Annotated in this window: 23 protein-coding genes and 5 pseudogenes; 20 read left to right on the top strand and 8 right to left on the bottom strand. The window is 55.5% G+C overall.

Annotation, left to right across the window (positions count from 1 at the left end; all coding sequences use genetic code 11):
- Positions 1-37 precede the first annotated feature (37 nt).
- The 10 genes and pseudogenes from ACZ500_RS13665 to ACZ500_RS13620 all read left to right on the top strand — a co-directional run bounded on the left by ACZ500_RS13665 (position 38) and on the right by ACZ500_RS13620 (position 17324).
- On the top strand, positions 38-2569 hold the full coding sequence (locus ACZ500_RS13665; RefSeq protein ID WP_464227893.1) for a type I restriction-modification system subunit M: 2532 nt from the start codon (positions 38-40) through the stop codon (positions 2567-2569).
- Complete coding sequence (locus ACZ500_RS13660; protein WP_464227891.1) at positions 2562-3794, top strand: restriction endonuclease subunit S; 1233 nt, start codon at positions 2562-2564, stop codon at positions 3792-3794. Before ACZ500_RS13665 ends, ACZ500_RS13660 begins: the two co-directional genes overlap by 8 nt.
- Entirely contained in the window at positions 3791-4375 is a 585-nt protein-coding gene (locus tag ACZ500_RS13655) for a DUF1016 N-terminal domain-containing protein (RefSeq protein ID WP_464227890.1), read from the top strand. The genes ACZ500_RS13660 and ACZ500_RS13655 overlap by 4 nt, the downstream gene beginning before the upstream one ends.
- Positions 4372-7905, top strand: a complete 3534-nt coding sequence (locus ACZ500_RS13650; protein ID WP_464227889.1) for a type I restriction endonuclease subunit R — start codon at positions 4372-4374, stop codon at positions 7903-7905. The genes ACZ500_RS13655 and ACZ500_RS13650 overlap by 4 nt, the downstream gene beginning before the upstream one ends.
- Complete coding sequence (locus tag ACZ500_RS13645; protein ID WP_464227888.1) at positions 7886-8593, top strand: M48 family metallopeptidase; 708 nt, start codon at positions 7886-7888, stop codon at positions 8591-8593. Before ACZ500_RS13650 ends, ACZ500_RS13645 begins: the two co-directional genes overlap by 20 nt.
- A 179-nt stretch (positions 8594-8772) precedes the next feature.
- Positions 8773-9063: a hypothetical protein gene (locus tag ACZ500_RS13640; RefSeq protein WP_464227887.1), complete on the top strand. Its 291-nt coding sequence runs from the start codon at positions 8773-8775 to the stop codon at positions 9061-9063.
- Positions 9064-9219: 156 nt separating this feature from the next.
- A pseudogene (locus ACZ500_RS13635) lies at positions 9220-9531 on the top strand (AlbA family DNA-binding domain-containing protein); the annotation flags it as partial.
- Between the two features lie 237 nt (positions 9532-9768).
- Positions 9769-10629, top strand: a complete 861-nt coding sequence (locus ACZ500_RS13630; RefSeq protein ID WP_464233054.1) for a Fic family protein — start codon at positions 9769-9771, stop codon at positions 10627-10629.
- Between the two features lie 28 nt (positions 10630-10657).
- Positions 10658-11191 (top strand): annotated as a pseudogene (locus ACZ500_RS13625) (N-6 DNA methylase); the annotation flags it as partial.
- Positions 11192-11363: 172 nt separating this feature from the next.
- Entirely contained in the window at positions 11364-17324 is a 5961-nt protein-coding gene (locus ACZ500_RS13620) for a DUF3320 domain-containing protein (RefSeq protein ID WP_464227885.1), read from the top strand.
- A 171-nt stretch (positions 17325-17495) separates the two neighbouring features.
- Here ACZ500_RS13620 and ACZ500_RS13615 read toward each other — a convergent pair whose 3' ends face one another.
- Both ACZ500_RS13615 and ACZ500_RS13610 read right to left on the bottom strand, forming a co-directional pair.
- Complete coding sequence (locus ACZ500_RS13615; RefSeq protein WP_464227884.1) at positions 17496-17918, bottom strand: PIN domain-containing protein; 423 nt, start codon at positions 17916-17918, stop codon at positions 17496-17498.
- 2 nt (positions 17919-17920) lie between these two features.
- Positions 17921-18202: a type II toxin-antitoxin system Phd/YefM family antitoxin gene (locus tag ACZ500_RS13610; RefSeq protein ID WP_464227883.1), complete on the bottom strand. Its 282-nt coding sequence runs from the start codon at positions 18200-18202 to the stop codon at positions 17921-17923.
- 186 nt (positions 18203-18388) lie between these two features.
- On the opposite strand from ACZ500_RS13610, the gene ACZ500_RS13605 reads away from it, so the two are divergent.
- The 3 genes from ACZ500_RS13605 (at position 18389) to ACZ500_RS13595 (ending at position 21361) form a co-directional block, all read left to right on the top strand.
- Complete coding sequence (locus ACZ500_RS13605) at positions 18389-19300, top strand: class I SAM-dependent methyltransferase (RefSeq protein WP_464227882.1); 912 nt, start codon at positions 18389-18391, stop codon at positions 19298-19300.
- An 83-nt stretch (positions 19301-19383) separates the two neighbouring features.
- Positions 19384-19548, top strand: a complete 165-nt coding sequence (locus ACZ500_RS13600) for a hypothetical protein (RefSeq protein WP_464227881.1) — start codon at positions 19384-19386, stop codon at positions 19546-19548.
- Positions 19549-19879: 331 nt separating this feature from the next.
- Positions 19880-21361: an ATP-binding protein gene (locus ACZ500_RS13595; RefSeq protein WP_464227879.1), complete on the top strand. Its 1482-nt coding sequence runs from the start codon at positions 19880-19882 to the stop codon at positions 21359-21361.
- Between the two features lie 11 nt (positions 21362-21372).
- On the opposite strand, the pseudogene ACZ500_RS13590 reads toward ACZ500_RS13595, so the two are convergent.
- Positions 21373-21504: pseudogene (locus ACZ500_RS13590) on the bottom strand (IS1380 family transposase); the annotation flags it as partial.
- Between the two features lie 384 nt (positions 21505-21888).
- Between ACZ500_RS13590 and ACZ500_RS13585 the strand changes: the two are divergent.
- Together ACZ500_RS13585 and ACZ500_RS13580 are read left to right on the top strand one after the other, a co-directional pair.
- Entirely contained in the window at positions 21889-22161 is a 273-nt protein-coding gene (locus ACZ500_RS13585; RefSeq protein WP_464227878.1) for a type II toxin-antitoxin system Phd/YefM family antitoxin, read from the top strand.
- 3 nt (positions 22162-22164) lie between these two features.
- A complete protein-coding gene (locus ACZ500_RS13580; RefSeq protein WP_464227877.1) occupies positions 22165-22491 on the top strand; it encodes a type II toxin-antitoxin system RelE/ParE family toxin in 327 nt (108 codons plus the stop codon).
- A 174-nt stretch (positions 22492-22665) separates the two neighbouring features.
- Here the strand turns inward: ACZ500_RS13580 and ACZ500_RS13575 are convergent, their stop codons facing one another.
- The 4 genes from ACZ500_RS13575 to ACZ500_RS13560 are packed head-to-tail and all read right to left on the bottom strand — an operon-like array spanning position 22666 to position 23667.
- Positions 22666-22848, bottom strand: a complete 183-nt coding sequence (locus tag ACZ500_RS13575) for a hypothetical protein (protein ID WP_464227876.1) — start codon at positions 22846-22848, stop codon at positions 22666-22668.
- A gap of 22 nt (positions 22849-22870) precedes the next feature.
- Positions 22871-23287: a type II toxin-antitoxin system HicB family antitoxin gene (locus ACZ500_RS13570; protein WP_464227875.1), complete on the bottom strand. Its 417-nt coding sequence runs from the start codon at positions 23285-23287 to the stop codon at positions 22871-22873.
- A gap of 9 nt (positions 23288-23296) precedes the next feature.
- A complete protein-coding gene (locus tag ACZ500_RS13565) occupies positions 23297-23434 on the bottom strand; it encodes a type II toxin-antitoxin system HicA family toxin (RefSeq protein WP_464227874.1) in 138 nt (45 codons plus the stop codon).
- Positions 23435-23481: 47 nt separating this feature from the next.
- Positions 23482-23667, bottom strand: a complete 186-nt coding sequence (locus ACZ500_RS13560) for a hypothetical protein (RefSeq protein ID WP_464227873.1) — start codon at positions 23665-23667, stop codon at positions 23482-23484.
- A 156-nt stretch (positions 23668-23823) separates the two neighbouring features.
- On the opposite strand from ACZ500_RS13560, the pseudogene ACZ500_RS13555 reads away from it, so the two are divergent.
- The 4 genes and pseudogenes from ACZ500_RS13555 to ACZ500_RS13540 form a co-directional block, all read left to right on the top strand.
- Positions 23824-24297: pseudogene (locus ACZ500_RS13555) on the top strand (MinD/ParA family ATP-binding protein); the annotation flags it as partial.
- Between the two features lie 157 nt (positions 24298-24454).
- Entirely contained in the window at positions 24455-25117 is a 663-nt protein-coding gene (locus ACZ500_RS13550) for a hypothetical protein (protein ID WP_464227872.1), read from the top strand.
- Positions 25118-25170: 53 nt separating this feature from the next.
- Complete coding sequence (locus tag ACZ500_RS13545) at positions 25171-25470, top strand: type II toxin-antitoxin system RelE/ParE family toxin (RefSeq protein ID WP_464233053.1); 300 nt, start codon at positions 25171-25173, stop codon at positions 25468-25470.
- An 11-nt stretch (positions 25471-25481) separates the two neighbouring features.
- Positions 25482-25823 carry a HigA family addiction module antitoxin gene (locus ACZ500_RS13540; protein ID WP_464227871.1) on the top strand — a complete coding sequence of 114 codons (342 nt, stop codon included), beginning with the start codon at positions 25482-25484 and terminating at the stop codon, positions 25821-25823.
- 472 nt (positions 25824-26295) lie between these two features.
- Here the strand turns inward: ACZ500_RS13540 and ACZ500_RS13535 are convergent.
- Positions 26296-26445 (bottom strand): annotated as a pseudogene (locus ACZ500_RS13535) (tyrosine-type recombinase/integrase); the annotation flags it as partial.
- Here ACZ500_RS13535 and ACZ500_RS13530 point away from each other — a divergent pair.
- Entirely contained in the window at positions 26429-26908 is a 480-nt protein-coding gene (locus tag ACZ500_RS13530) for an IS91 family transposase (protein WP_464227870.1), read from the top strand. The pseudogene ACZ500_RS13535 and the gene ACZ500_RS13530 overlap by 17 nt on opposite strands.
- Positions 26909-26973: the final 65 nt, after the last annotated feature.

The raw sequence follows: 26973 nt of genomic DNA, 5'->3' as shown, positions 1-26973 counted from the left end.
CTCAAGCCCTGGAATAATCAGCGGGGAAAAACCATATATGGCCAGATTGACCCTACCGAAACTCAAGCGCCATCTCTATGCCGCGGCAGACATCCTGCGCGGCAAGATGGACGCTTCTCAATACAAGGATTTTATTTTTGGAATGCTTTTTCTCAAGCGCTGTTCGGATGTTTTTGAGGAAGAGCGGGAAAAGATCATCCGTGAAGAGGTGGCGAGGGGTAGCGGCCAACAGGAGGCCGAAGAACTGGCCGAGGACCGTAACCTCTATGAAGGGCTCTTCGTGCCGCCCCAGGCCCGGTTCCGCACCTTGGACGAAACGGCCCACCAGAATATCGGTGATACGCTGAACAAGGCGCTCTCCGCCATTTCCGAAAACAACCCGGTCCTGTCCGGCGTCCTGGAACAGATCGATTTCACCCGTCTGATCGGCAAGAAACCCATTGCGGACCCGAAACTGCGGCAGCTCATCACCCATTTCCGCAAGCATCGGATGCGCAATGAGGATTTCGAGCATCGGGATCTGCTCGGCTCGGCGTACGAATACCTGGTCTACATGTTTGCCGAGTCGGCCGGGAAGAAGGGGGGCGAGTTCTATACCCCCCGCGATGTGGTCAGCCTCATGGTGCGCCTGGTCGATCCCAGGGAAGGCATGCGCATTTATGACCCCTGCTGCGGTTCCGGCGGCATGCTCATCTATGCCCGGCAGCATGTGGGCCAACATGGCGGCAATGCCGACAACCTCTCCCTGTACGGGCAGGACAACGAAGGTTCGGCTTGGGCGATCTGTAAGATGAACCTCATCCTGCACGGGGTTTTCGAGCGAGCCTTCATCGAAAACGATGATACCCTCACCGCCCCCCAGCATCAGGAAGGCGGGGAGTTGATGCGTTTTGATCGGATCCTCTCCAATCCGCCCTTCAGCATGCCCTACGAAAAGAAGCAGCTCAGTCATCAGGAACGCTTTTCCGCGCATGGTTTTCCGCCCGAGAAAAAGAAGGCCGACTTTCTCTTTGCCCTGCACATGCTGGCCTCGCTCCGGCCCGGCGGCATCATGGCCACGGTCATGCCCCACGGGGTCCTCTTCCGGGGCGGTGGTGAATACGAGATTCGCCGCAAACTGATCGAAAAAGACCACATCGAGGCGATTATCGGCCTGGGGGCCAATCTCTTTTTCGGTACCGGCATTCCGGCCTGCATCCTGGTTATGCGTCGCGAGGGGGATAAGCCCGCCGCGCGCAAAGGAAGGATTCTTTTCGTCAATGCCGACCGGGATTACGAGGAAGGCCGCGCCCAGAACTATCTGCGCGCCGAGCATGCCGAAAAGATCGTCCAGACCTTTCAACACTTTGAAACCATTTCCGGCTATTCCAGCGTTGTCACGATTGAGCAGCTTATGGAAGGGGACTTCAACCTCAACATCCGCCGCTACGCCGACAACTCGCCGCCGCCGGAAGCGCAGGACGTGCGCGCCCATCTGGTTGGCGGGGTTCCCAGGTCCGAGGTGGACGAGCTCCGACCGCTGTTTGAGGCACATGGGCTTGACGTGACCCGTCTTTTTGTGGATCGCGATGAACGGTATGTTGATTTTGCGCCCGATGCGGCCGGCAATGGCGCGCTCCGTGAGGCCGTGGATAACGATCCCGGCATCAAGGCCCGTGAACAGGCCATGATGGCAGCCTATCACGACTGGTGGGCAGCACATTCTCCCCGCCTGGCCGGGCTGCCGCAAACATCCGACCCCATGATCCTGCGGGATGAATATCTGCAATCCTTCCAGGCCGCGCTTCTGCCCATCGGGATACTTGACCGCTTCAAGCTGACCGGAATTCTCGCCACCTGGTGGGACAGTGTCCGGGACGAGATCCAGACCATCAGCGCCCGTGGCTTTGAGGAACTGGTGGACGGCTGGATCGACCTGATCCAGGATGTGATCGAGGATACCGAGACCAAGAAGACCGAACTCTTCGACCCTTTTGAGCATAAGCTGGTGGTCAAACTCCTTCCCGATTACCTCCGGCAGATCGATGACTGCCGGGCCGAAATCGCCCGACTGGAAGGCGAAAAAGAGGCCTTTGAACAGAAGTCCGATGACGAGGATGAAGAAGACCGGGAGGAAGGCGAGGAAGACAACCCAACCAATTATGTCAGGACCCTGGAAGTGCGACTGAAAGAGGTGAAGCAGCAACTCAAGAAGGATAGGGACAAGCAGGAACTGCTGACCGAAAAGGATCTGCTGGAAGAGAAGTTGGCCCCCTACCGGGAGATTCTGGCGGCCTTACGGAAGGCCAAGAAGATCTTGAAGGATCTGAGCAATGCCTTGTTGCAGGTGTTGAAGAAGAAACGGGCGGAGTTGTCAGGGGATGACTGCTGTGAACTGGTACTGGAATTTGCCAGGGAGGACCTGCAGCGGGTGCTGTTGCGCTATGTGGAGGAACATCGCCAAGAGGTAAGGGCAGCGGTGGAAAATTTGTGGAATAAGTATGGGGTGAGTTTGCGGGCGATTCAGGAGGAGAGGGATGTGGCGGCTGGAAGGTTGGATGGATTTTTGAAGGAGTTGGGGTATGTGTGATAATTTTATTCCGCCAGGATGGGATAATGTTCGCATAGCACAGCTTGGGGAAATCGTATCCGGTGGGACACCGTCAACGACTGTTCCAGGATACTGGGATGGCGTTATACCTTGGGTAACACCAAGCGATGTAACTTCTCTGCACGCTAAGATAATAACAGAAAGCAAAAAAAAGATAACCTCACAAGGTCTTTCCAGCAGCTCTGCTAAACTACTCCCTATAGGATCACTCCTCGTTACAACCAGAGCAACAATAGGGGCATGTTGCCTTGCAGGAAAACCACTTACTACAAATCAAGGCTTCAAATCAATAATCCCAGAAGACAAGACATATCTTGACTTTTATTATCATTATTTAACGAATTCAGTCAGAAATCTTGAAAAAAGGGCTATTGGCTCGACTTTTAAAGAAATTTCGAAACAAGAATTTGAGAATATTTACGTTTTACACCCGCCTAAGTCAGAACAAATTGCCATCGCCGCGATACTCGACACCGTGGACGAGGCAATCCGACGGTCCGAGGTTTTGATTGCCAAGCTGCGGCAGGTGAAGGCGGGGATGCTTCACGACCTCCTCACCCGCGGTCTCGACGAAAACGGTGAACTCCGTGACCCCATCCGCCACCCCGAGCAGTTCAAGGATTCACTGCTGGGAAGGATTCCTGCCGCATGGGATATTTGCCCTCTAATGGCATTTGCGACACTTCAAAGAGGATTCGATATTACTGTTGCAGAGCAAAAAACAGGAAACATACCTGTGGTATCTTCATCAGGCATTACAAGTTATCATAATAAAGCGGCAGTTAGTGGACCAGGTGTAGTTATTGGGCGTAAAGGAAAGCTGGGAGGAGCGTATTTTCTTGAAGGGCCTTTCTGGCCCCATGACACTTCTCTTTGGGTAAAAAATTTTCATGGAAATGATGAAAAATTTGCAGCAATATTCCTCAAATTTTTAAGATTGGAAAGGTTCGATGCTGCAACGTCTGTTCCAACTTTAAATCGGAATGCGATACATCCTATCCTTATAGGCATTCCTGGGAAATCAGAACAGATCAGTATTGTAAAACATATTGAAAAAAATGAAAAAACTGTTCGAATGGAAGCAACTTTCCTGAATAAACTAATCACAATCAAACAAGGCCTCATGCAGGACCTCCTGACCGGCCGTGTCCGTGTCCCTGAAGCAATGCTCCCAAAATATCAAACAGAGGTCGCGGCAGCATGAAGAATAAAAAGAAAAAACAAATGAGCGTGTTCTTAAACCAATTTACTGAGCCGGCCGCATCGCCGCCGCTTCCGGACGGCTATCAGGTTTTTCTCGGCGAGGTCTCCTCCTTGCTGACAGAAGCCAGAAAGCAAGCGGTCCGGGCGGTCAATCCTGTCCTGGTTGCCAGCTACTGGGAACTTGGCAGGAAAATCGTCGAGCTTAAACCGAACGGAAGAGAGCGCGCCGACTATGGCGCTCAACTGATTGAACGACTTTCCGGGGATCTGACCGAAAAATTCGCCAAGGGATTCTCCCGGCAGAATCTGCAATATATGCGACAATTGTATACGGTCTATCCACCCGGGCAGATTCGCCGGACCGTGTCTGGCGATTCCCTAGGTTCGATGTGCCAAGCCGTGTCTCGGAAATCGGCCGAACCGAAAAAATCCGGGACGCCGTCTCGGATTTTCCCGCTTGATGACCTGATGGCCGCTTTCCCGCTTTCCTGGTCCCATGAGGGCCACTTGTCAAAGAAGATCGAGAACACCCGGCGGTTACTGGATGAAATGGCGCAGCGAAAAACGGGAGACGCACCATGAGCGTGCCGCACCGTTCACCCATCCCCTCTCTCGACCCGGACCCACAGCGGGAAACGCCCAACGAGTGGACTACGGTGGAGCGCCCGCTCCTGCAACAGTTGGCCGCGATGGGCTGGGAGTACCTGCAAGGCGATATGGATTACCCGCAAAAGACCTTGCGGGAAAACTTTCGTGAAGTGCTGCTGCGGGAGCCGTTGCGCAACGCCATCCGCAAAATCAACGCCGCCGAGAATCTGGACGATATCACCATGGACCGGGCCATCCGCGAACTGGAACGATCCGATAAGCCCGGCGGCATGGACCGCAACCGGGAACTGACCGAAAAACTGATCAAGGGGGTTTCGGTGCCGCGGGCAACCGGCGGCGAAAGCCCCCATTCCCGGAATGTGACGGTCCGGTTCATCGATTTCGACCCGGCCGAGCAGGACAATAACTCGTTTCTGGCCATCAATCAGTTCCGTATCGATACCATCGGCCGGGTGGGCTTCGTGATCCCGGACGTGATCCTGTTCGTCAACGGCATTCCCCTCGTCATCATCGAATGCAAAAGCCCCAGCCTGGCCGAGACCGATGACGGGGGTTTCTGGAAACCCGTGGAATCAGGCATCACCCAGTTGCTGCGCTACTCCAATCAACGCGAGGAGGTTGAACTGGAGGAGGGGGTGGAGCATCTTTTTCACTGGAATCAGCTGATGGTCTCCTCCTGCTACTACGCGGCACGCGTCGCCATCTTTGGCGCCGATTACAAACGCTATGTGGAATGGAAGGATACCGCCCCATTCACCGAAGCCGAGGTGCTGGCCGAAATCGGCCGACCGGGGAAGAGTCTGCGCAGCCAGGAAAAACTGGTGGCCGGCATGCTGCGTCCGGCCCATCTGCTCGACATCCTGCGTCATTTTATCCTCTTCCAGGTCGAGGAAGGCAGGCTCACCAAGCTTTGCCCGCGCTACCAGCAGTACCGGGCGGTGCAAAAAGCCATGGTGCGCCTGGCGGAAGGGAAGACGAGAGAACGGTCGGAAAAACGGCGGGACGAGCGCGGCGGCATTATCTGGCATACCCAAGGGTCCGGCAAGAGCATCACCATGGTGCAACTGGTGCGGAAACTGCGCACCACCCCCGGGCTTTGCGGCTTCAAGGTGGTGGTGGTCACCGACCGAACGTCACTGGAGCAGCAGCTCCAGGAGACCGCCAAACTGACGGGTGAGCGGGTCCGGCCGGATAAGGACGACTTCCGATCCGGAGAGTCCGGCAGCGACCGGGTGAAACGGATACTCAGTGAAGACGGCCCGGATCTGGTCTTCTGCATGGTCCAGAAGAATCAGGACCGTGAAGGCGAGGTGGTGGTCCTGGAATATGAGGTGCCGGTCCCGCCGCCTCGGAAAGCTCCATCCGGAGATGTTGTCGATTATCAGGTTGCAGACGACTTTGACGTGCCAAAAGCCGCTGAAGCAAAATCCCGTTTCAAATTGGCCCAAGGGATGACGAAAACCCTGCGCCAGGTGATTCGCAACGAAACGGAATATCCTGAGGTGAACCCTTCCGAGAAAATCCTGCTTCTGATCGATGAGTGTCACCGTTCCCACACCTTGAGCCTCCATGCCAACCTGATGCGGGCCTTGCCCAATGCCGCCAAGATCGGCTTTACCGGCACGCCGATCATGAACCGTGATCGCGGCAATACCCTGAACATCTTCGATGACTTCATCGACAAGTATTCTATGAAACAGGCCGAGGAGGACGAGGCGACCGTCAAAATCCTCTACGAAGGCAGGGTGCCCTTGGGGCTGGTGGAGAACGGGGCCCGGCTCGATGCCCAGGTGCCCGTCCGGTTTTCCGAATTCACCGAACCCGAGCAGCAGATCATCATGCAGAAATTCGCCACCGAACGGAAGGTGATGGAGGCCTCGAAACTCATTGCGGTCAAGGCCAGGGACATGCTCCATCATTATGTGCGGAACATTCTGCCCGGGAACTGCAAGGCCCAGGTGGTCGCCGTCAGCCAGGAGGCGGTGGTCCTTTACCAAAAAGCCCTGTGCGCTGCCCGTGACGAGCTGGTCCAAGCGGCGGAAGCCATCGACCCGGTCCTGCGGGCCCTTTCCGAAGAGGAACTGCTTCAACGCTCCGAGGACGAGCGCTCCGTGGTGGCGGCAAGTAAGGACCTGGAACGTGTCAAAGCGCTGGAATTTGCCGCCGTCATTTCAAAGAGGCACAACCAAAGCGCGGATTGGGACCGGTGGACCGACCCCAACACCATTGAAATCCATATCGCCGACTTCAAGAAACCCTTCGAGCATAAGGACAAAGACAAACGCAGCAATCTGGCGATCCTCTGTGTGATGCGGATGCTCTTGACCGGATTCGACGCCCCGGTGGAGCAGGCCATCTACCTTGATCGCCGTATGATCGAGCATGACCTTCTCCAGGCCATCGCCCGGGTCAACCGGAAACGTCTTGGCAAGGAATGCGGGTACGTGATCGATTATATCGGGATTGCCAGGGAGCTGCGGGCGGCCTTGACGGAATCGGAAGAAGGCGGCGAGGGAGGCCCCCGCCCGCCAACGGGCATCGATGGGGTGCGGGATGAAATACCCCGCCTGAGGGACCGGCACCAGAAGGCACTCGATGTCTTTCGCTCCCGTGGTATCCCGGATCTGATGCCCATCGATCCCTGTGTGGACCTGTTGGAAGACGAAAGAATCCGGGCGGAATTTTTGAACCGGGTGCGGGCGTTTCTGGCAAGCCTTGCCATTGTCATGCCCCGGCCGGAGGCCTTGCCTTTTGTGCGGGACGCCAAGATTTTGGGCTTTATCGCCAAGGTGGCGGCCAATCTCTACCGTGACAACCAACTCGACCTGGAGGGCGTTGATCGCCGTATGAAGCGGCTGATCGATGAGTATGTTTCGGCCCAGGGTATCGATCCGCGGATTGCACCGGTGGCCATCACGGATATTCATTTTCTGGATGAGGTCAAGCGCAAGAAGAACGCCCGCGCCAGGGCGTCGGAGATGAAGCACGCCCTGCGCCATCAGATCCGGCTTCGCTACGATGAAGATCCTGCGCATTACAAAAAATTGAGCGAACGGCTGGAGGCAATCATCCAGCAGCTCAAAGATAACTGGGAGGCCCTGGAAGAGGCACTCCGAACATTCATTCGGGATGAATTGGAACGGGAAGGAAAGCAGACCGTGCCGGGACTTGACCCGCGTTTGCACGCCCCCTTTTTCGGGACATTGAAGGAGGCGATCGAAAAAACGCAAGGTCAGGAATTGAAAAGTGATGACCCGGTTTTCAAGGAAGTGGTCGATTTGACCGTGGCCACGGTGGATGAGATTCGGGAAAAAATACGACTGGTTGATTTCTGGCGGGATGAACACAGCCGCCGGTCCCTGGAAAAGTCGGTGTACAGGTCCCTCTTGCGAAGCGGGAAGATTGCCAGGGACAAAATAGCGGAACTGGCCACCCGAGTGGTTGACCAGGCCAGAAACCTTCATCGGCTGTTGGTGTGGGGCAATGGAAAGAATCGCGATTAAGGACATCGCTGTCGAGGTGAGACGCAGTGCCCGCCGCAAAACCGTTGAACTGAGCGTGGAACGCGATGGGCGTGTTCTTCTCTATGCCCCGGATAAGACGGACCAGGAAAAACTGGAGGCCATGGTCCGGGAGAAACTTCTCTGGATCTACCGGCAGCTCGGCCGAAAAGAGGAAGAACTGTACCAGATGCCGGCAAAGGAGTATGTTTCCGGCGAAGGCTTCTATTATCGCGGGCGGAAATACCGGCTGAAGCTCCTCGATGAACCGCAGCCCTTCAGAAATGGGGAGCCGCTTCGTTTCCAAGGGAACCGTTTTCTGATGCCCCGTGCTGTAGCTCCCAGGGGGCGGGAAGTGTTTATTCATTGGTATGGGAAACGTGCTGCCGAGTGGATTCCCAAGCGCGTCCATATGCTGCAAGACCGGGTAGGCATACAGCCGGAATCCATCGAAATTCGTGATCTTGGTTTCCGCTGGGGATCTTGCACGGAGAAAGGGAAGATTCTGTTTCATTGGCGGCTGATCCTTCTGCCACCGGAGCGGATTGATTATCTGATCCTTCATGAACTGGTACATCTTCACGAACATAACCACAGCCCGGCCTTTTATGAACGATTGAGGCGGGCAGCCCCGGAATATGAAACCCATGAAGAGTGGTTGCGGCGAAACGGAGACCAGTATGGGCTGTAGAAGATGAAGAATCGCTGCCGAACGGGACACACTGTAATGAGCGGAGATCATTAGGGCCAGGATCAAGAATCGCGGGCGCGCGAGGTATGCGAAAAAATCGGATGAAACGCCGTCCAACCCAAAAAATGCACCGGATAGGACCGGTGATTTTTATCGTTAGGTAAAGAAGGAAAGATGTAATGAGTGCAACGGAAACCAATGTGCCTGATTCCATTCGTCCTTATTTAAACGAGGTTGCGGAACGCTTATGGGCTGAGCGCGCCGCTGTTATGGTTGGCGCGGGCTTCAGCAAAAACGCGGGGCGTGGGTTTCCCGATTGGAATCAGTTGGGCGACCTCTTTTATCAGAAAGCGCAAGGGATTAGACCTGATTCAACCCGACAAAAATATCTAAATGTCCTGCGGCTGGCTGAAGAAGTGCAGGCAGCCATCAGTCGTCCTGCGGCGGAGCATTCTGAAAAAGGCATTTGAAGGGGAACTGACCAGGGAGTGGCGGGAAGCTTACCCGGAGCTGATTTCCGGTGAAAACTCGGCGGAAAGCCTGCTGGCGCGTATCCGGGCGGAAAAGGAAAACGCACGGAAGAATTCACCGCAAAGGCGCAAAGGGCGCAGAGGGAAAACAACAAAATGAACAAGACGGGAATAAAGAAACTGATCCGCGCGGGAGAAGGAATCGCCGTCGAATTCAAGAAGTGCTGGAACGGTCTAAGCAGAAATGTTTTTGAAAGTATCTGCGCGTTCCTGAACCGAAACGGCGGGGATCTGTTCCTCGGCGTCGATGACAGAGGAACAATCACCGGCATCGATGCCGAGGCGGTAGAGCAGGTCAAAAAGGATCTGGTCACCGGCCTGAACAACCCCCAAAGGCTGAATCCAACCTTCTACCTGACCCCCGAGGATTGGACCATCCAGCGGAAAAGAATTATCCGCCTCTTTGTCCCGGAAAGCTCCCAGGTTCACCGTTGCAACGGTAGGATATATGACCGGAACGAGGACGGTGACTTCGATATTACGGGCAATACGAACCTGGTTGCCGCCCTTTATGTCAGGAAGCAGACCACTTATTCCGAAAACCGCATCTATCCCTATGTTACCATCAAAGACCTCCGTCTTGACCTTATCGCCGCGGCGCGGACACTGGCAGTGAATCAAAGACCCGGCCATCCTTGGTCCGGGATGACGGATATGGAGCTGCTTCAAAGCGCCCAGCTTTTTCAGCGCGACTATCAGAGCGGCAGTGAAGGGTTTACCCTGGCGGCCGTCCTCCTCCTGGGAGAAGACCAGGTAATTCTGTCTGTCCTCCCCCATCACCGCACCGATGCCCTCCTCCGGCGTGAAAATATCGACAGATATGACGATCGCGATGACATCCGGACAAACCTGGTCGAGAGTTACGACCGCCTGATGGCATTCGTTGCGAAACATCTTCCGGACAAGTTTTTCCTGGAAAAGGCACAGCGGATCAGCCTCAGAGATCACATGTTCAGGGAAGTGGCGGCAAACATGCTCATTCACCGTGAATTCCTGAATCCCTATCCGGCAAAGCTCGTTATCGAAACCCATCGTCTGTTTACCGAAAACAGCAACAAGCCCCATGGACAGGGATTGATCAATCCAGCCAGCTTTTCACCCTTTCCCAAGAACCCGGTAATCGCCCGTTTCTTCAAGGAGATCGGACGGGCGGATGAGCTCGGTTCCGGGGTGAGAAATCTGTTCAAGTACTGCCGCCATTATTCTGACGGCAAGTCGCCGGAACTTGTCGAGGGAGATATTTTCACGTGCATCGTGCCGCTCACCGAGCAAGTCACCGAGCAAGTCACCGAGCAAGTCACCGAGCAAGTCGAAAAAATTATGGCGTTTTGCAAGAGTCCAAAATCGACTTTTGAAATCATGGAGTTACTGGGTCTGAAGCATCGTGAGCATTTTAGATCAACTATCCTGAAGCCATTATTGGAAGAAGGTCTTTTAAAACCGATGATCCCGGACAAACCTACTAGCTCAAAACAAAAATATTATTCAACCGAAGGCAAAAAATGAACGACACAGCAAACATTGTTTCAAACACACCATGCTTAAAACCAGAGGCCGGGCGGCCGTCGTGGTTCCGGACAATGTGCTCTTCGAAGGGGGCGCCGGTGAAACGGTTCGACGAAAGCCCCTTGATAATACCGACCTGCACACCATCCTGAGGCTTCCCACCGGCATATTTTACGCCCAGGGGGTCAAGGCCAACGTGATCTTTTTCGATAATAAACCCGCCGCCAAACACCCCTGGACCCAGGAGGTCTGGTTTAAGAAAAATCTGATGGCATACGGGGACCTGAAGGATTTCATTGTCTGCTACAACCCGCAACACCGCCACACGCGTAAAGAAACCTGGTCGGAAGACAACCCCGACGGCCGATGGCGCAAATTCAACTAGGACGAGATTATCGCCCGTGACAAAACCAGCCTGGACATCTTCTGGATCAGGGATCAAAGCCTGGCGGATCTGGACTACCTGCCCGATCCGGGTGTGCTGGCCGAAGAGATCATTGAGAACCTTGAAGCCGGTGTCGAGAGTTTCAAGCAGATCATGGAATCGATCAATGGACATTAAGGCATACACATAACCCCGCTGCTCCAGGGGACGGCGAAAAAGCTTGGCGCCCCTGAGCAGCCTGTTATGGCAAGAAACGATAGCAGAACAGTAGGAGCCATTACACCTGCCTCTACGCTTCAGTTTCCACAGTTTCGGAGCTACCATGGTTGAATCATCTCAGCAATCGAGGGTGGAACCCCCGCTGTCCGTGGGGGCGGAGTATACGCCGTTCGTGAATTTTGCGATGCAGCAGAACGCAGTTCCGTTGCTTAGAGCGCTCTCCGTGACGAACTCCTCCGGGAAACAGGCCATTCACGTGGTTGTGCGTGTGTGGAGCGACCCGCCGGTCATTCGGGAGGCGACGTTCCGGGTGGATCGGGTTGATGCTGGTACGAGCTACGCTTTCTCGGACCTTGCGCTCACCCTCTTGCGCGAGCCCCTTCGCAAGCACTCCGAGCGCGAAGAAGGCCACCTGTGGATCGAGCTCGCGGCTGACGACATTCCGCCCTGTCGCCAGCCGCTCCCCCTATCCGTGCTGGCCTATAACGAGTGGTTCGGCGGGACATCGCTTCCGGAGATCCTCGCTGCACACGTGCTGCCTAACGATCCGGCCGTGGAGCGCATACTGGCTGAGGCGTCGAAGCTGCTCTTGGAGAAGACACAGGATGGTTCACTGTCGGGCTACCAGAGCGGTGATTCATCTCGAGCGTATGCCCAGGCTGCCGCGATCTACTTCGCGGCGGCCCTTCAGAAGATCAGCTATGTCAACCCTCCGGCGAGCTTCGAGGAAACCGGGCAAAAGATCAGAACCCCGGAGCACCTGTTGGGCAGGAAACTCGGTACTTGTATGGATACTACCGCACTCCTCGCCGCGTGCTTCGAGCAGGCAGGACTGCGACCAATTGTCGTGCTGGTGGATGGGCACGCCTTCCCTGGCGTGTGGCTAGTGGACAAGTCCTTCGACGAGATTGTGACCGGCCACGCCTCGATCCTCCTGAATCGGCTCGCTTTGGGCGAACTCCTCGTCGTTGAATCAACGGGGATAACCAAGACACCACCCCTGAGCTTCAAGATCGCGTCGGAAGAGGCGAAGACCCACCTCCAGACCCAGGCGCACTTTCGCTTTGCGCTGGACGTAAAGGCTGCACGCAAGATCGGCATCCGTCCCTTGTCGCTGATCGAGGAGGGTAGTGGATCGGCGGACGACAGTATCGGCGCTCGTGAAGGTGCCGTATCCCTCGATGATGACCTGGCCATCCCGGAGGCGGTTGTGGAAGCTGGCGCCCCGAAGCCGACGCGCCCTCCCCGTGAGCAGGAGAGCGGTGCCGACCGCCTCGGGCGGTGGAAGACCAGCCTGCTCGATCTCAGCCTGCGGAACCGCCTGCTCAACTTCAAGGACTCCAGGAAGTCGATTCCGTTGCTTTGCCCCGACATCGCGGGATTGGAAGACGCCCTGGCCGCCGATGCAGTTTTTCGTGTGCGTCCGAAGCCGGATGCCTGGGGGCCGGGCGACCCCCGCGACGCCACCCTGCATCAAGAGCAAACGGGCGGTGAGGCCCTGGCCGATTACCTGCGCGAGGAGATGTCGCAGCGACGGCTACACGCCGTCGTGACGGAGCGTGAGCTTGCCGGCCGTCTCACCGAGATCGAGCGTGCCGCCCGCCTGGGCCTAGAGGAGGGAGGTGCGAATACGCTGTTCCTGGCCCTCGGCTTCCTGGTCTGGACGGAGGCGCCGACGAGCGACATCGAGCGCCGAGCGCCTATACTCCTGATTCCAATGACCATCGAGCGCAAGTCCGTGCGCGACGGATTCCGCATCCAGCGGATTGACGAGGAGTCGAGGATCAACGTCACGCTGCTCCAGAAGCTCAAGGTGGACTTTGGCATCTCCATCGACGGCCTGGACCCCCTGCCCGAAGACGACTCCGGTCTGGACGTGCCGAAAATCCTGCGGACCCTTCGCGACGCGATCAAGCGCGAACCGCGCTGGAAGGTAGAGGCGGAAGCCAGCCTGACGATCCTCACCTTCTCCCGGTTCCTTATGTGGCTGGACCTCGAGGCGAACGCAGGGGAGCTCAAGAACAACGCGGTGGTCCGCCATCTGATCGAGACTCCAAACGAGTTGTTCGAGCCCGACGCATCGTTTCCGGACCTGGAGACCCTCGACGACCGGTATCCGCCGTCGGCGTCGTTCTGTCCGCTTCATGCCGACTCCTCCCAGCTTCGCGCCGTCTTCGCGGCGTCCGAGGGGCAAACCTTCGTGCTGCAAGGTCCGCCGGGTACAGGGAAGTCCCAGACGATCACCAACCTGATCGCCCACTGTCTGACCGTTGGGAAGCGGGTGTTGTTCGTGGCCCAGAAGCGGGCGGCGCTCGACGTGGTGCATAAGCGCCTGACGGATGTAGGACTCAGCCCCTTCTGCCTGGAACTGCACTCGAACAAGACGACAAAGGAGTCTTTCCGTGCGCAAGTGCGCGAGGCGCTCGCCGTAGCGGGTACCGGAGCCAGCGAACACTGGGAGTTAGAGACGAACCGCCTCGCCGAGCAGCGGAAAGCGTTGAACGAGTATGTGCGCGACCTCCACAAGCCCCGCGCGTTTGGTAAAAGCCCGTACTGGGTTATCTCCAGGCTCATAGGCCGTGGGGGCGAACCGAAAGTCAAGTTGGACCTCGGCGATTCTGACGGGTGGACGGCCGAAGAGTTCGAGCGGATGCGGGCCGCCGTGCGCGAGGTGGCGGAGGCGGCGCGCATCTCCGGCGATCCAGCGGGACACCCGTTGGGTGCGGTCCGGTTGCCCAGCTGGATCTATGGCATCGAGGACGACGCCAAGAAGGCGATTCAGGCCGTCGAGGAGATGCACCGGAGCCTGAGGGCTGCGGGCTTGTTGATTGTGCAGGACCTTGGATTGGACATCGAGGAGGCTTCGCTCTCTGACCTCAAGCTTGCGGGTGAGCTGACCGCCCTGCTGGAGACCGCCCCGAGCGTCACCCAAGCGATCCTCTCCGAGCCTGATTGGCAGGGCACCAGGACCGAACTGACCCGGTGGATCGAGCTGGGATGCGGGTGTGCGGCGAGGCGGACGGCGCTGCTGGAGACGTATACCGACGGGGTCCTCATGCTGGACCTTCCCGCTTTGATAGAGAAGCTGCGGGCGAGAAAGGAAGCCTGGTTCTGGAAAAAGTGGCGCTTGGGAAGCTTCGCCCGGAAGCTCGTGCGGGAGGTCCGCAAGGATGGCAAGAAGCCCAGGGACCTGGCCGTCCTGGAGGCGGAGCTTAGCCAGGCGCTGACCTTGGTCGAGGAGAGCGCCAGGCTGGGCGCTCAGGGCGAGGTCCTCTCCAGGCTCCTCGGCTCGTTCTGGCAGGGACTTGAATCGCCCTGGGATGAGCTGCAACGGATGCTGGTTTGGGTGGAGGGGTTCCGCGCGGTCCTCGACCGCGCTCCGGGTGCGAACCTGGATGCGAAACTGAAGATCAGAGATACGTGGGCGTGTCTCGCTACGGAAGGCCGCGCATTGTATGCCACCGGTGCTCCTGCCGCGCAGCAGGCGCGGGTTTTCCGGGACGCCGTCCAGGGCTTCGACGGTCAGCGGGCGCACTTGTCCAGCCTTCTATGTGTGGACGCGCACATGGCCTGGGGCGAAGATGCTGACGCACGGATGCTGGAGAGGGCTGAGAAAACCTTGCGAAATTTGGCCGCGAACCTGCCTCGCCTGCGGGTATGGACGCACTACCAGACGTCGCGCGCGCTGCTCGTGCAGCATCACCTTGCCGAACTCGCGGAAGCCCTCGAAAGCGGGCAGATCGGCATTCACCAGATGGAAGCCGTGTTCGAGCATTCATTCGCCGACTGGTGGGCGCGGACCGTCTTGAAGTCTGTTCCCTCGCTCGTCGGATTTATTGGTGAACGTCACAACCTGAAGATTCGGGAGTTCCGGGAGCATGATGCCAAGGTCGCCGACCTGACCAGAAAGGAGACTTTTGCACGAATCGCCGGCGGGATGCCGCGAGCGGTGGCAGCTGGGCAGCGCACGCCTGCCAGTTCCGAGGCCGGCCTGCTTCAACGGTTCGCGCAAGGTGGGCGCAAGACGATCCGGCGCATCTTCAAGGAGTGTCCCAACGCGCTCGCCAGGTACAAACCCTGCGTCCTTATGAGTCCCCTGTCGGTGGCCCAGTTCATCGGCGCGGATTTCCCAAAATTCGACATGGTCGTGTTCGACGAGGCGTCGCAGATGCCGACCTACGACGCTATTGGCGCCATCGCACGAGGAAACCAGCTCATCGTGGTTGGTGACTCCCGCCAGCTTCCGCCCACGAGTTTCTTCGAGCGGCAGAAGGGCGACGAGGAATACAGCGAGGTCGATCTGCCCGAGGAGTTGGAGAGTATCCTCGAGGAGGCAGAGGCGGCGGGAATAACAGCCTTGCGTCTCGACTGGCACTACCGCAGCCGCCACGAGAGCCTGATCGCATTCAGCAACCTGCAATACTACGAGAACCGGCTCCACACCTTCCCGGCAGCATTCGCTGAGCACCCTCGGCTCGGGGTACGGTGGTGCGAGGTCCCGGACGGAGTTTACGACCACGGGAAGACGCGTACGAACCGCAAGGAGGCGGAGGCGGTGGTCGCCGAGATTGTCCGAAGGTTGCGCGACCCGCAGGAACGGAACGACTCCCTGGGTGTGGTTACTTTCAGCCAGGCGCAGCAGGGCCTCGTCGAGGACCTTCTGGACGCGGCGCGGGGCGAATACCCTGAAATCGAGCCATACTTCACGACCGTCAGCGAGCCCGTCTTCGTGAAAAACCTGGAAACAGTCCAGGGAGACGAGCGGGATGTGATCCTGTTCTCGATCTGCTACGGGCCGGACGCAGCCGGGGTGGTTCGTATGAACTTTGGGCCGCTGAACAACAAGGGCGGGGAGAGGAGGCTCAATGTGGCAATTACCAGAGCCCGCAAGCAGCTGTTGGTCTTCTCTCGGCTACGGCCGGATCAGATCGACTTCTCCCGGACCCAGGCAACGGGCGTGCACCACCTTCGTACCTTCCTCGACTTCGCCAAGCGCGGTCAGGTGGCGCTTATGGAGGACATCTCCCGAGCGACCGGCGAGGTGGAGTCCTTCTTTGAGCAGTCGGTCTTGGATGAGTTGACCGGGCGGGGCTGGCGCGTGGATGCTCAGGTGGGTTGCTCGGGCTACCGGATCGACCTCGCCGTCCGCGACCCCGACGCCCCCGGGCGGTATATCCTGGGCGTGGAATGTGACGGTGCGAACTACCACAGCGCCAAGTCGGCCCGGGACCGCGATCGGCTTCGCCAGACGGTGCTGGAGGGCCTCGGCTGGCGGCTGCATCGCGTCTGGTCAACTGACTGGTGGTTTCAACGTCCCAGGGAGATCGGCAAACTCGAAGAGGCACTCGAACTGGCGAAGCAAAAATCCGTGGCAGCCGACGGCATGGAACTGAGTCCGCCGGCAAGCGTCCCTGCGGCGCATGTGCCGACCGATAACCCCGGTGGGCAGGATATGAACCGGCAATTCGCGAGTGTGACGACAGTTGTCGAGCGGAAGGGCGTCGAACCTCTTCCGGGCGTTGCCGCGTTTGCGGAGCAGTCGATCTACCGGCGTTACAGGGCGGATGCCCACACTTTTTCGGGCGAGGTTTACGATTCAGCCAACGCAGGCAAAGTGCGCGACTTGGTCATGGCGATCGTCGCCACCGAGGCTCCCCTGCTGTTCGATACGCTCTGCTCCGAGGTTGCGTTTGCCTGGGGACTGCAAAGGGCGGGGAGCCGCGTCCGTGAGGTAGTACGGGCCGCGGTGAAGCGGAGCGGTCTGGGGATGCGCAGCGCGGGGAAGCGCGAGTTCGTCTGGACCAGGGAGTTGAGCGCGAATCCCTACAAGGGATTCCGAATCCCTGGAGAGGAGGACCTGAAGGCGCGCACGGCGAGGGAAATCTGCCCTGAGGAGATTGCCAACGCAGCGGCCCAGGTCCTTATCCTGAACATCAGCATGGGCAAGGACGACCTTGCGCGAGAAACAGCCAAAGTGTTCGGTATCACACGCCTCGGTAACAAGGTGCGGTCGTTCTTCGATGAGGGCATCGAACTCTTGAAAAGGAGTGGTGGGTGTCGAGTCGAGGGGGAGAACCTTGTCGCGCCGTGAGGAGGGGAGAGTTCAGCGTACCTCCCTAGGTCGAAGAAATCCGCATGACAAAGGCATCCAGGAGACACGAAATTGCGCGGGGGCAGTCCGGTGGCATTGCGTTGAAATCCCTTGCCCGCGTGGTTGTCGTGCCCCTGATGCCTGGTGTTATGTGGGAGAAGAGGAGAGAAATCATTGATTCCGTGAATTTGCGAGGATATTATTAACCTTCAAATCGGTAATCCTACTAAAATAATGAAGGTTTCCGGTTATAAGCTCCAAATTATGGGTTATAGCCGTGGCTGCAATCTGAATATCCGCATCGGGAAGGATTGTTCCCATTTCTTCAAGGTGAGCTCGGATTTTACCAAAAACTTTCGCAATGCTTGTGTCGTAAGGTAAAACGCTGACAGCGGGGAGAACCCGTTGTTTTATATTGGTTAGGTGTCGTTCACGGTGTTGGGAGCGGTAGGCGCCTTTGTACAGTTCGCCTATTACAACAGCACTGGTAAATTGCTCTTCACGAGGAACTTTCATGATCCACTTCACATAGGCTATTGCGGGGCGTGGGCGCAGGAGTTCTGAAATTGCATCGGTGTCAAAGAGAAAAGCCATTTTCAATTTTCCAGGTTAGGGGTATTTCGTTGTCCCTGTCGAGGAGATGCGTTCAAAATTGAAGCCAATTCTTCGCTATTTTCCCAGCCGCCAGCAATACTGGCAAGGCCACTCTCTGGCCCTGCTTTTCTCAAACGCTTTAGATGTTCGAGGTCAGTGGGGCTAACCAGAGCGGCGACAGGTTTGCCATGCCTGGTAATGAGCACAGCATAACCTGCTTCAACTTTACGGATGCATTCTGAAAAGGTGGCCTTTGCTTCACCCACGGATATGTTTTTTTCCATTATCAATCTCCTCTTTTGACCATTATGACCATTATGACCATTTTGACCAAAATGTCAAGGGGTTTGATCGGAACAGGCACATAAACAACTCATTTAAGCCGATGCCGCTTGGCGGCGCGGCTTGATTCGGGCTTTGGGTCAATCGACTGGCGAAATTGGCAAGTCGCTCCGGTGAGGCAAACGAAAGTGATCAATAAACGAATCGAGAGAAAAACATCACGAACCGCTGAAATGACTTGCCTTTCACGCGCGGTTTCATCTCTGGAAAAAGGAGACCATTATCACGGCGACGACCATCTTGCCGTGTGTCTTCTCCCAAGCTTTATCAGGGTGCTCATTCACACTTCTCTATGTAGAAAGTTCTTTGTCCGTTTCCTTGCGCCCAAGGGGGTTTATGAGTACGTTATCGCCCGAACGAAGTATGTCGATGCAGCATTTCGGAGGGCATTGACTGAGCGATTCGACCAAATCCTTTTGTTTGGCGCCGGCTTTGATACGCGAGCATTACGGTTCCATTCCGAAGCGGAACCTACCCGCGTTTTCGAGCTGGATGCACCTCTAACCCAAATGGCCAAAATCCAGCAGTTTAGGAAGCGCAAGCTCAGTATCCCATCGAATTTGGTGTTTATAGCTGTTGACTTCGAAAAGGAGGCACTGTCCCATAAACTGGACATGGCGGAGTTCAGGAAAGATCAAAGAACACTGTTCATTCTCGAAGGTTTGCTGATGTACCTGGAACCGGATTCCGTCCGATCGACGCTTCGGACCATTCGTGAGTATGCTGGGGTAGGGAGTCGAGTTGTCTTTGACTACATTCAAGCTTCCGTGCTTCGTCATGAGAATACCCTCTACGGTGAAAGCGGGCTCGCAAAAACCGTGGCAAAAGCAGGAGAGCAATGGCGATTTGGTATCGAACCCGATGAGATTGAATCATTTGCAATGGCTCATGGCCTTGTTGTCATCGATCACAAGTGTGCCCAGGAATTGGAAGCGACCTATTTTAGGGGCGAAGATGGCCGTCTGGTTGGGCGTATCAACGGTACGCATTGCATCGTGACGATGGAAAAAAAGTGGGCATCCTGCCCAACCAAGGCATGAAGGCGGACGGACTATTTATGGCGCTTCGATAGCCTTTGAGATATGGCAAGGAAAGTGCGCTTTAAACTAGTTTCCATCCGGAAATGGTCTTTTTGGCCAATCTCGGCGTCGATCTGCACGTTTGCTTGTGCGGCGACCTACAGGTCGCCTCCGCACAAACGCTTGATTTCCTTGATATTGGCCAAAAATCCTCATTTCCGGATTGGAAACTGGGTTCTACCGCGAAATCATTTCCGGATGGACACTAAACTACAATCGAGTTTGAACCGCCCGCCGCTTATGGCTATCGTTGGGTCAAAACATATGATAAATTCGAGGAAGAGAAAAAGCGGTCAGCCCTTGACAGAGGACAATAATGAAGGTGAATTCACCGAATGCGGCAAGAGTGGCAGAGTTTCTAAATATAACTGCCCCGCAGGAGATACGGAGTCGAGCGTAGTGAGGGGTTGCACGTTACCTTGCTAGTTTCTTACCGTTGCAAGGCGAAAATCGCCTGGGTATGGAATGGGTGTACATGAAAAACAGAGGGCTTTGAAAGAGAATAGGATCGTGTGACGCGGAGAGAATAGGAGAAATGATATGATACATGGAAGTGCGAATCTGACGGTCACGAGCGAACTCTTATATTTGCCTGCGATTCAGGCTTTTGCCAGGGAATTTTCTAGGGAAATAGGTTTTGACAGCTCGGATCAGGAAAAGATCCTCCTCGCGATTGAGGAGGCTGTAATAAATGTGATCAAACACGCTTTCGAGTCCACAGAGCAATCATTTCAGATATTATTTGAGCCGTCTCCAACAGGTATCAAGATCATCATTAAAGACATGGGTCTGCCGTACGATCCCGGTCTGATTCCCGAATATGAAGCACCTAAGGACATGGAGGAGATGCCGTCTAAAGGTCTTGGATCTTTCATCATGAGAAAATGTGTCGATGAGGTGCTTTTCTGTAATCTTGGAAAGGGAGGGAAAGAGCTCCACCTTATCAAACGTCTTCCGACTAAGAACGTCGTCGAACTCGGGGAATGTCCGGAGCCGATTCAAGAAATCCAAGATAGAAAAACCGTTTCTTCGTCGCCTCCCTCAATCGAGCTGAGGTTGATGAAACCATCGGAGACCCTGGAAGTCTCCAGGCTTTTCTACCGGACATACGGGTATTCTTATTTGTCGGATGTAATGTATTATCCGGAAAGACTCGCGGAACTCATCAGGGAAGGTCTCATCACGTCGTCTGTTGCAGTATCGGAGGAAGGAGAGATTGTCGGGCACGTTGCCATAACGAGAGAGACAAAAGATGATATGATTGCCGAGGCAGGGAAAGGAGCCGTAAATCCCAGTTTCAGGGGTCACGATATTTTCACGGGAATGCAAAAGCTTCTCAATGATGAAGCAAGAGCTATGGGACTGAAGGCCATTTACGGGAGGTCGGTTACGGTTCATAGCGCAACCCAGAAGATGGCGGAGAAAACAGGGTATAAAGACTGCGGCATTGTACTCGGTTATGCACCGGCAGATATTGCCTTCAAAGCGATCCAGGAGCAGCTTGTCCAAAGGGAATCGCTTGTATTCTCTTTTCAGCCTGTGGTCGAACTACCGGCCACGTCCGTATACCTCCCTTCCCGCCACGAATCCATTTTGCGTAAGCTCTATGAAAATATCGGATTGACCAGAAGTTTCGAGACTCCGGAAGGGTCCGCCCCCATGCCGGATTTATCCGTAATGAAATTAAAGATTTTTTTTGAAATAAACAGCGCGGAAATCGTAATTCAGCAATACGGCAAGGATGCAATAAGAGTTCTTCGAGATCATCTCAAGGACCTCTGCGCAAAAAGAATTGAACACTTCACTCTTTTTCTTAACCTCGGCGATCCGATCACGAGTTATATGAGTGAAGAGATTGAAAAGCTCGGCTTCTTCATGGGCGGAATCATCCCGTGTCTTCACTTTGAAGATACCCTGATACTTCAATACCTGAATAACGTCATCGTTGACCCTTCCAAAATGAAATTATATTCCCCTATTGCAAAAGAAATAGTTGCATATCTGGCTGATGAGATTCGCTAAAATCCTCAACACTGCCCGATGAAACGCAGGATGTTGTAGGCCAGCCCGGCCAAGGTCAAGATCAGGGCGTTGGTGGTGAACTTGCCCGATGGCAGGCGTTCCATGTCCATGTCGGATTTGATCTGACTGTGGAACTGCTCGCTGTGGCGCTGGAGACGGCCGCACCATGGAGCTCGACTCCATCCAAATCCTCACAGACGACAACATCGCCGGGGTGTGCGGCCCCGGCTGGTGAATGTGGGGTCCACCAACGCCATCAGCCGCTTCGATCGGTTTGGATATCCCATTTGCACCGTGTGCGGTCAGAGCATATCACCCCTCTCCCCCTTTCATGTCTCGAAGGAAGGCGCCCCCAAAGGCATTTCATGCTGGCGGAGCAGGACCCCGGGAGGGCCGCTTCCTCTCGAATGAGAGGAAAAATCGAGAGGACCAATCCGAGGACCGCGATCATCAATAAACCGCTATCTTGACACTTGACCTTTTTATGGACTAAATTGAGTCGTAACCAGGAGATGGAGGTGTCACCCATGAAATTCTCGAGTCAGATTAAACCCATTAGTTACCTGAAGGCCCATGCCGCTGAAATCGTCAGGGAACTTGGGGAAAAGCGGGAGCCGCTCGTCATTACCCAGAATGGCGAAGCCAAGGTGGTCATACAGGATATTGAAAGCTACGAGCAGACTCAGGAGACGATGGCCCTCCTGAAAATCCTGGCGCTCGGAACCGGCCAGATCGAGGAAGGCAAGGTTCAGCCGGCCAAGGAGGTGATCAAACGGTTGCGCGTGAGGGCAGGAGGGTAACGGATGCCGTTCGTGGTTTTGCTGACCACTGATGCAGCACGTGATCTCGAGGAGCTTTACGACTACCTTGGTGTGCACGATGCGCCTGAAGAGGCGGACTATGTTTTGACGCAGATCGAGCGAGCCTTCTCCGGGCTGTCCGAATTTCCCGAGCGGGGTGCCTATCCCAAGGAACTGCTGGCCCTGGGGATTCGTGAATACCGCGAGATCTTCTTGAAACCATACCGCATCCTTTACCGGGTTATCGACAGGAACGTCTACGTTCTATTGATCGCCGATGGCCGGCGTGACATGCAGTCACTGCTGCAGCGGCGGTTATTGGGCGCGTAGTACAACGTGCCGGTGTAGCAAATGGAGGACGATCTGACGATGGCCGAACCTGTCGCCCAGCTGGACACGGCAAAAAAACGGCTGTGCCAGTTAGCTTCCATCCGGAAATGATTTCCCGGTACAACCCAGTTTCCAATCCGGAAATGAGGATTTTTCTTCACACCCTTCGGGTGCTCAGTCCCACCGCTTCGCGGCGGGTCCCGGTTTCTTCACCGCTTCGCCGCTCAGTCCCAGCGCTACGCGGTGGATCCCGGTTTGGCCAATATCAAGGAAATCAAGCGTTTGCGCGGAGACGACCTGGTGGTCGCCGCACAAGCAAATGTGCAGATTGACCCCGAGATTGGCCAAAAAGACCATTTCCGGATGGAAAGTAATTGAATCAAACAGATGCCTCTGATTGGTTTGCTTGAATAGCATTCTTTGCGGCGTGAACAAGAAATGAAGATCGTGACATACCGCGCTTTCTAGCTGCAGCATCGATTTGTTTAAGAGTCATTTCGGGAACGGTAATATTGACCCTGACCGTTCGGGGCTTGGCATCCGGGACGTCAACGACCAGATAGGCCACCGCATCGGCGAAATCGGGATCGGCCATAATCTCTTCGAGCTTTGATGGGGCGGGCAATTTTTCTCCATCTTCAATCATGCCTTGAATATGGAGGGTGAGAGCCTCTTGGGCCATGTCCTTAGCTTCGTCGATGTCTTTCCCGGCCGTGATGCAGCCCGGAAAATCGGGAAAGGAAATGCCAAAGTCACTTTTGGGATCTTTGTGTACGATTGCGATGTAGTTTGCCATGGTTACACCTCAACTAAATTTGATTCCCGATTGGCACTCGATGCTTTTTACAGTACCAATCGGTATGTCCTTTTTGGGCTGTGGGTCGGCAACCCGCCCATTTTTGTATGGATGCCGAAATTGAGAATGGGAGCCGACTTTTGCCACTTCGTTCCAGCCGTTTTGTTTGAGAATCTTGATAATTGTACGGCTATTTACGATGTGTATTTATACACATTACAATAGGCTGTGTCAAAAAAAGTCAGCGGATAACACGTCGCTCCAGCCGACGTCAGGCCGCGGTGCGCCCCCTCGAAGACCTCCCGCTCCTGCCCGCCTTCCTCCCGGACATACCCGCAGGTTTCTTCGGTGACATCCAGCTTCGCCGGCGCCATCTTCATTGACCTATCGCCGTCGGGCTCTATGATGGCCGCGCGATCGGCGAGGCAGTCATCCGCCTGGGTTCGCGTGAACGGTAGAGCTGTGCGGCCGATGTCGTCGCATCGGATCGATCCCGTCCCCGTCGACGATTTTCATCCACTCTCTCAGAAAGCGACATGGCCAGGATCATATCGGTGCATTCATTCAGAGGCGGAACGGGGAAGTCGAACATCTCGGCCAACCTGGCGGCCGTCTATGCCATGCGCGGGGCGAGGGTCGGGGTGATCGACACGGACATCCAATCGCCCGGCATCCATGTCATCTTCGGCCTGGGCGAGGAAGAGATCGCGTACTCCCTGAACGACTATCTGTGGGGGCGGTGTTCCATCGAGCAGACGGCCTGCGACGTGGGCGCCTCCCTCGAAGGGCGCTGCAAGGGGGCCGTCTATCTGATCCCCTCGAGCGTCAATGTGGCCGACATGGCCCGCGTCCTTCACGACGGCTACGACATCAACCTCCTGAGCGACGGGTTCAGGGCCCTCATCGAGGGGCTCGAACTGGGGGTCCCGAAGATGCTGCTCGTGATCAACAAGGTGCCGGCAAGCTTCGATGCCGGGCAGATCCGGTCCACGGTCGAGCGGACCTATAACTGCCCGGTCGCTGGGGTCATCATGCACTCGGATGAGGTGATGACCCTCGCCAGCCAGGGGATCTTCGTCATCCACTATCCAGGGCACCCCATCGTCGCCGGGTTCAACCGCATGGCCGACGCCCTTTCAGGTCGATTCCATCCTGTCCTTCGTCAAGTTGCTGCTCCTCCTCCTGCTGGCTTCGGCCCTGCCCTTCGCCCTGTCCACGGGGGTCGAGGTCGGACTCGGGCGCGTCGCGTTCCTCGAACAGTCCCGGAATTCCTCGGTGGACGTCCTCGTCCAGGTCATCGTCGATCCGGGGACCACGGCCGAGCTGGCCGCCCTCGGCGTCACGGTCTTGAAAAAGCCCTTTTCCGAACGCCTGATCGCCCAGGGGGCGGCCAGGGACCTCTTCTTCGCCAGCGGCTCCACGAAGACGATCGAGTTCACGGACCTTGTCGCCCTGATCGAAGAATGCTCCAACGCGGATCGTCCCGCCATCGACGGGCGACCGGTGCGCCTCGAGAAATTCCCGATCAAGGACCCCCAGAACCGTGTCCTCCAGGGCCACCACGTAAAAATCACCTTCCTGGACGGCGAAACCCCCTCAGCGGCAGAGGCCGCCCCCTCCAAGCACCTCTATCTCCTGGGCGATTCCATGCCCATCAATTTTCTCTACTACGGCGTCCCCGGGGAGGTGATCGACGGGGTCTTCGAAGAGCTCTTCAGCCTCCTGAAGGGGGTTCTCTCCCACTACGAAAAGGGCGACGCCTATCCCCCGGCGATTTACGCCCTGGACCGGAACATCGACAAGAACGGGAACGGTCGCCCAAGCGTCTGATGCATACACCTTTCCCCGCTTTCCCTGGAAATATCTTCTTGACATGCGTAACCTTGAAGGTTACATTGCACGTAATGATAAAATCGTTTAAACATAAAGGTTTGGAAGAATTTTTTTATACAGGGGTCAAGAAAGGAATTAAGCCTGAACATGCAAACAGGCTTGAACGAATCCTCGATCGCCTCAATGCTGCAACTGAGATTAAGGATATGAATTACCCTGGCTCATCCCTTCACCTGTTGAGCGGCGATAAAAAAGGATTTTATGCAGTGAAAGTATCAGGCAATTGGCGAATTTTTTTTCAATTTATCGATAGTGATGCATATGTTGTAGATTACGATGATTACCATTAGAGGGTATGCCAATGCGTAGAATGACGAGATGTCCAACACATCCGGGCAGCATAATAAAAGAAGACTATCTCTTGCCTCTATCCATCACAATCAAGGATATGGCTGAATCGCTCGGAGTTTCGAGAAAAACATTATCTAAAATTATAAATGAAAGAGGTGCCGTCACACCGGAGATGGCCTTGCGCTTGTCACGTGCCTTTCATACCACTCCGGACTTTTGGCTTAACTTGCAGAAAAATTTTGACCTTTGGCAAGCGGAAACAAAATCGCAAGAATGGAAAAAGGTAAAGCCATTTCCCCAAGAAATGCTCCATGATCATGATGCATCGCCCAACTGCGAACCAGCCACTTGATAGGGTCCGGGTTGGCAGTGCCGCGTCCACAATATGTATAAACGTAAAATATGTCCGGTTTTTGACTCGTGCATCCGAGCGGCTGGCCTTGGAGTCTGCTCCCACGCATCACCGCAATCTGCTGCACCGAGTATATGCCCATATGGGCATCCATACGCGGGAAATATCCGCCGGAGTTCCAGGGCCGGCGAAGCGCAGCCCAACGGGCTGATCAAGACACCTTCCTCTTTCCCCGCGCCTGTTTCAATTTCAGCACATGCCCTTAAAGCATAAGACGTCCAGAATCCCCTTCGAGCGGATCCCGCTCTTGCTGTTCAGTAATTAAACGAAATTAGATTGACATTCAGGATGACTTTTACGATGATTTGCCCGATCGGTAGTCAAGCCGCAATTATGCGCAGAAAAAGGTGCGCTGAAACATGAGGGAACATCATTCCCGACGGTAGTGGAAATTCGATACACTCACCGTGTTTCAATCCAACGGGCTTTTGACCGCTTTCCCTCCTTTGCTGAGTACATGCGTATAGATCATCGTTGTGCTGACATCTTTGTGATCCAGCAGTTCCTGGACCGTTCGAATATCGTAGCCATTTTCGAGCAGGTGGGTGGCGAAACTGTGCCTCGTGGCTTACTGTAAATCCCCGTTCCGGAGCGCAGAAACGGTGGTGGATTATATCGGGCGCTATACCCACCGGGTTGCCATCTCGAATCACAGATTGGTGGCGCTGGAGAATGGCCGGGTCACCTTCCGTTATCGTGATGGTGCTGACCATGATGCGACAAAGCTCATGACCCTGGATGTCTTTAGGTTTATCCGACGCTTTTTGGTGCACATTCTGCCTGATGGGTTCATGAAGATCAGGCACTATGGCATCCTGAGCAACTGGAACCGGAAAACGAAGCTGGTTCTGTGCAGGAATCTTCTCGGCATTTCCGGTCAGCACGAAAGCCCGCAGAAGGAGGCATGGCAAGACCTTCTTGCCAGGGTCACTGGTGTTGATCCCAGGGTCAGCCCTTACTACGGAAAAGGGAAGATGATCTTCAAGGAGGTTCTCAACCCCTCCAAATTTCCTTTGCCTCCATGAGGATCGTTCTATCCAATTGCAAACGCCACACCCCGGCGATGCGCATGAATCATCGCAAGGAAAGA

The organism is Desulfatiglans parachlorophenolica, assembly GCF_055394735.1.
The sequence above is the reverse complement of the archived record's forward strand: the minus strand, read 5'-3'. Positions and strand labels throughout refer to the sequence as shown.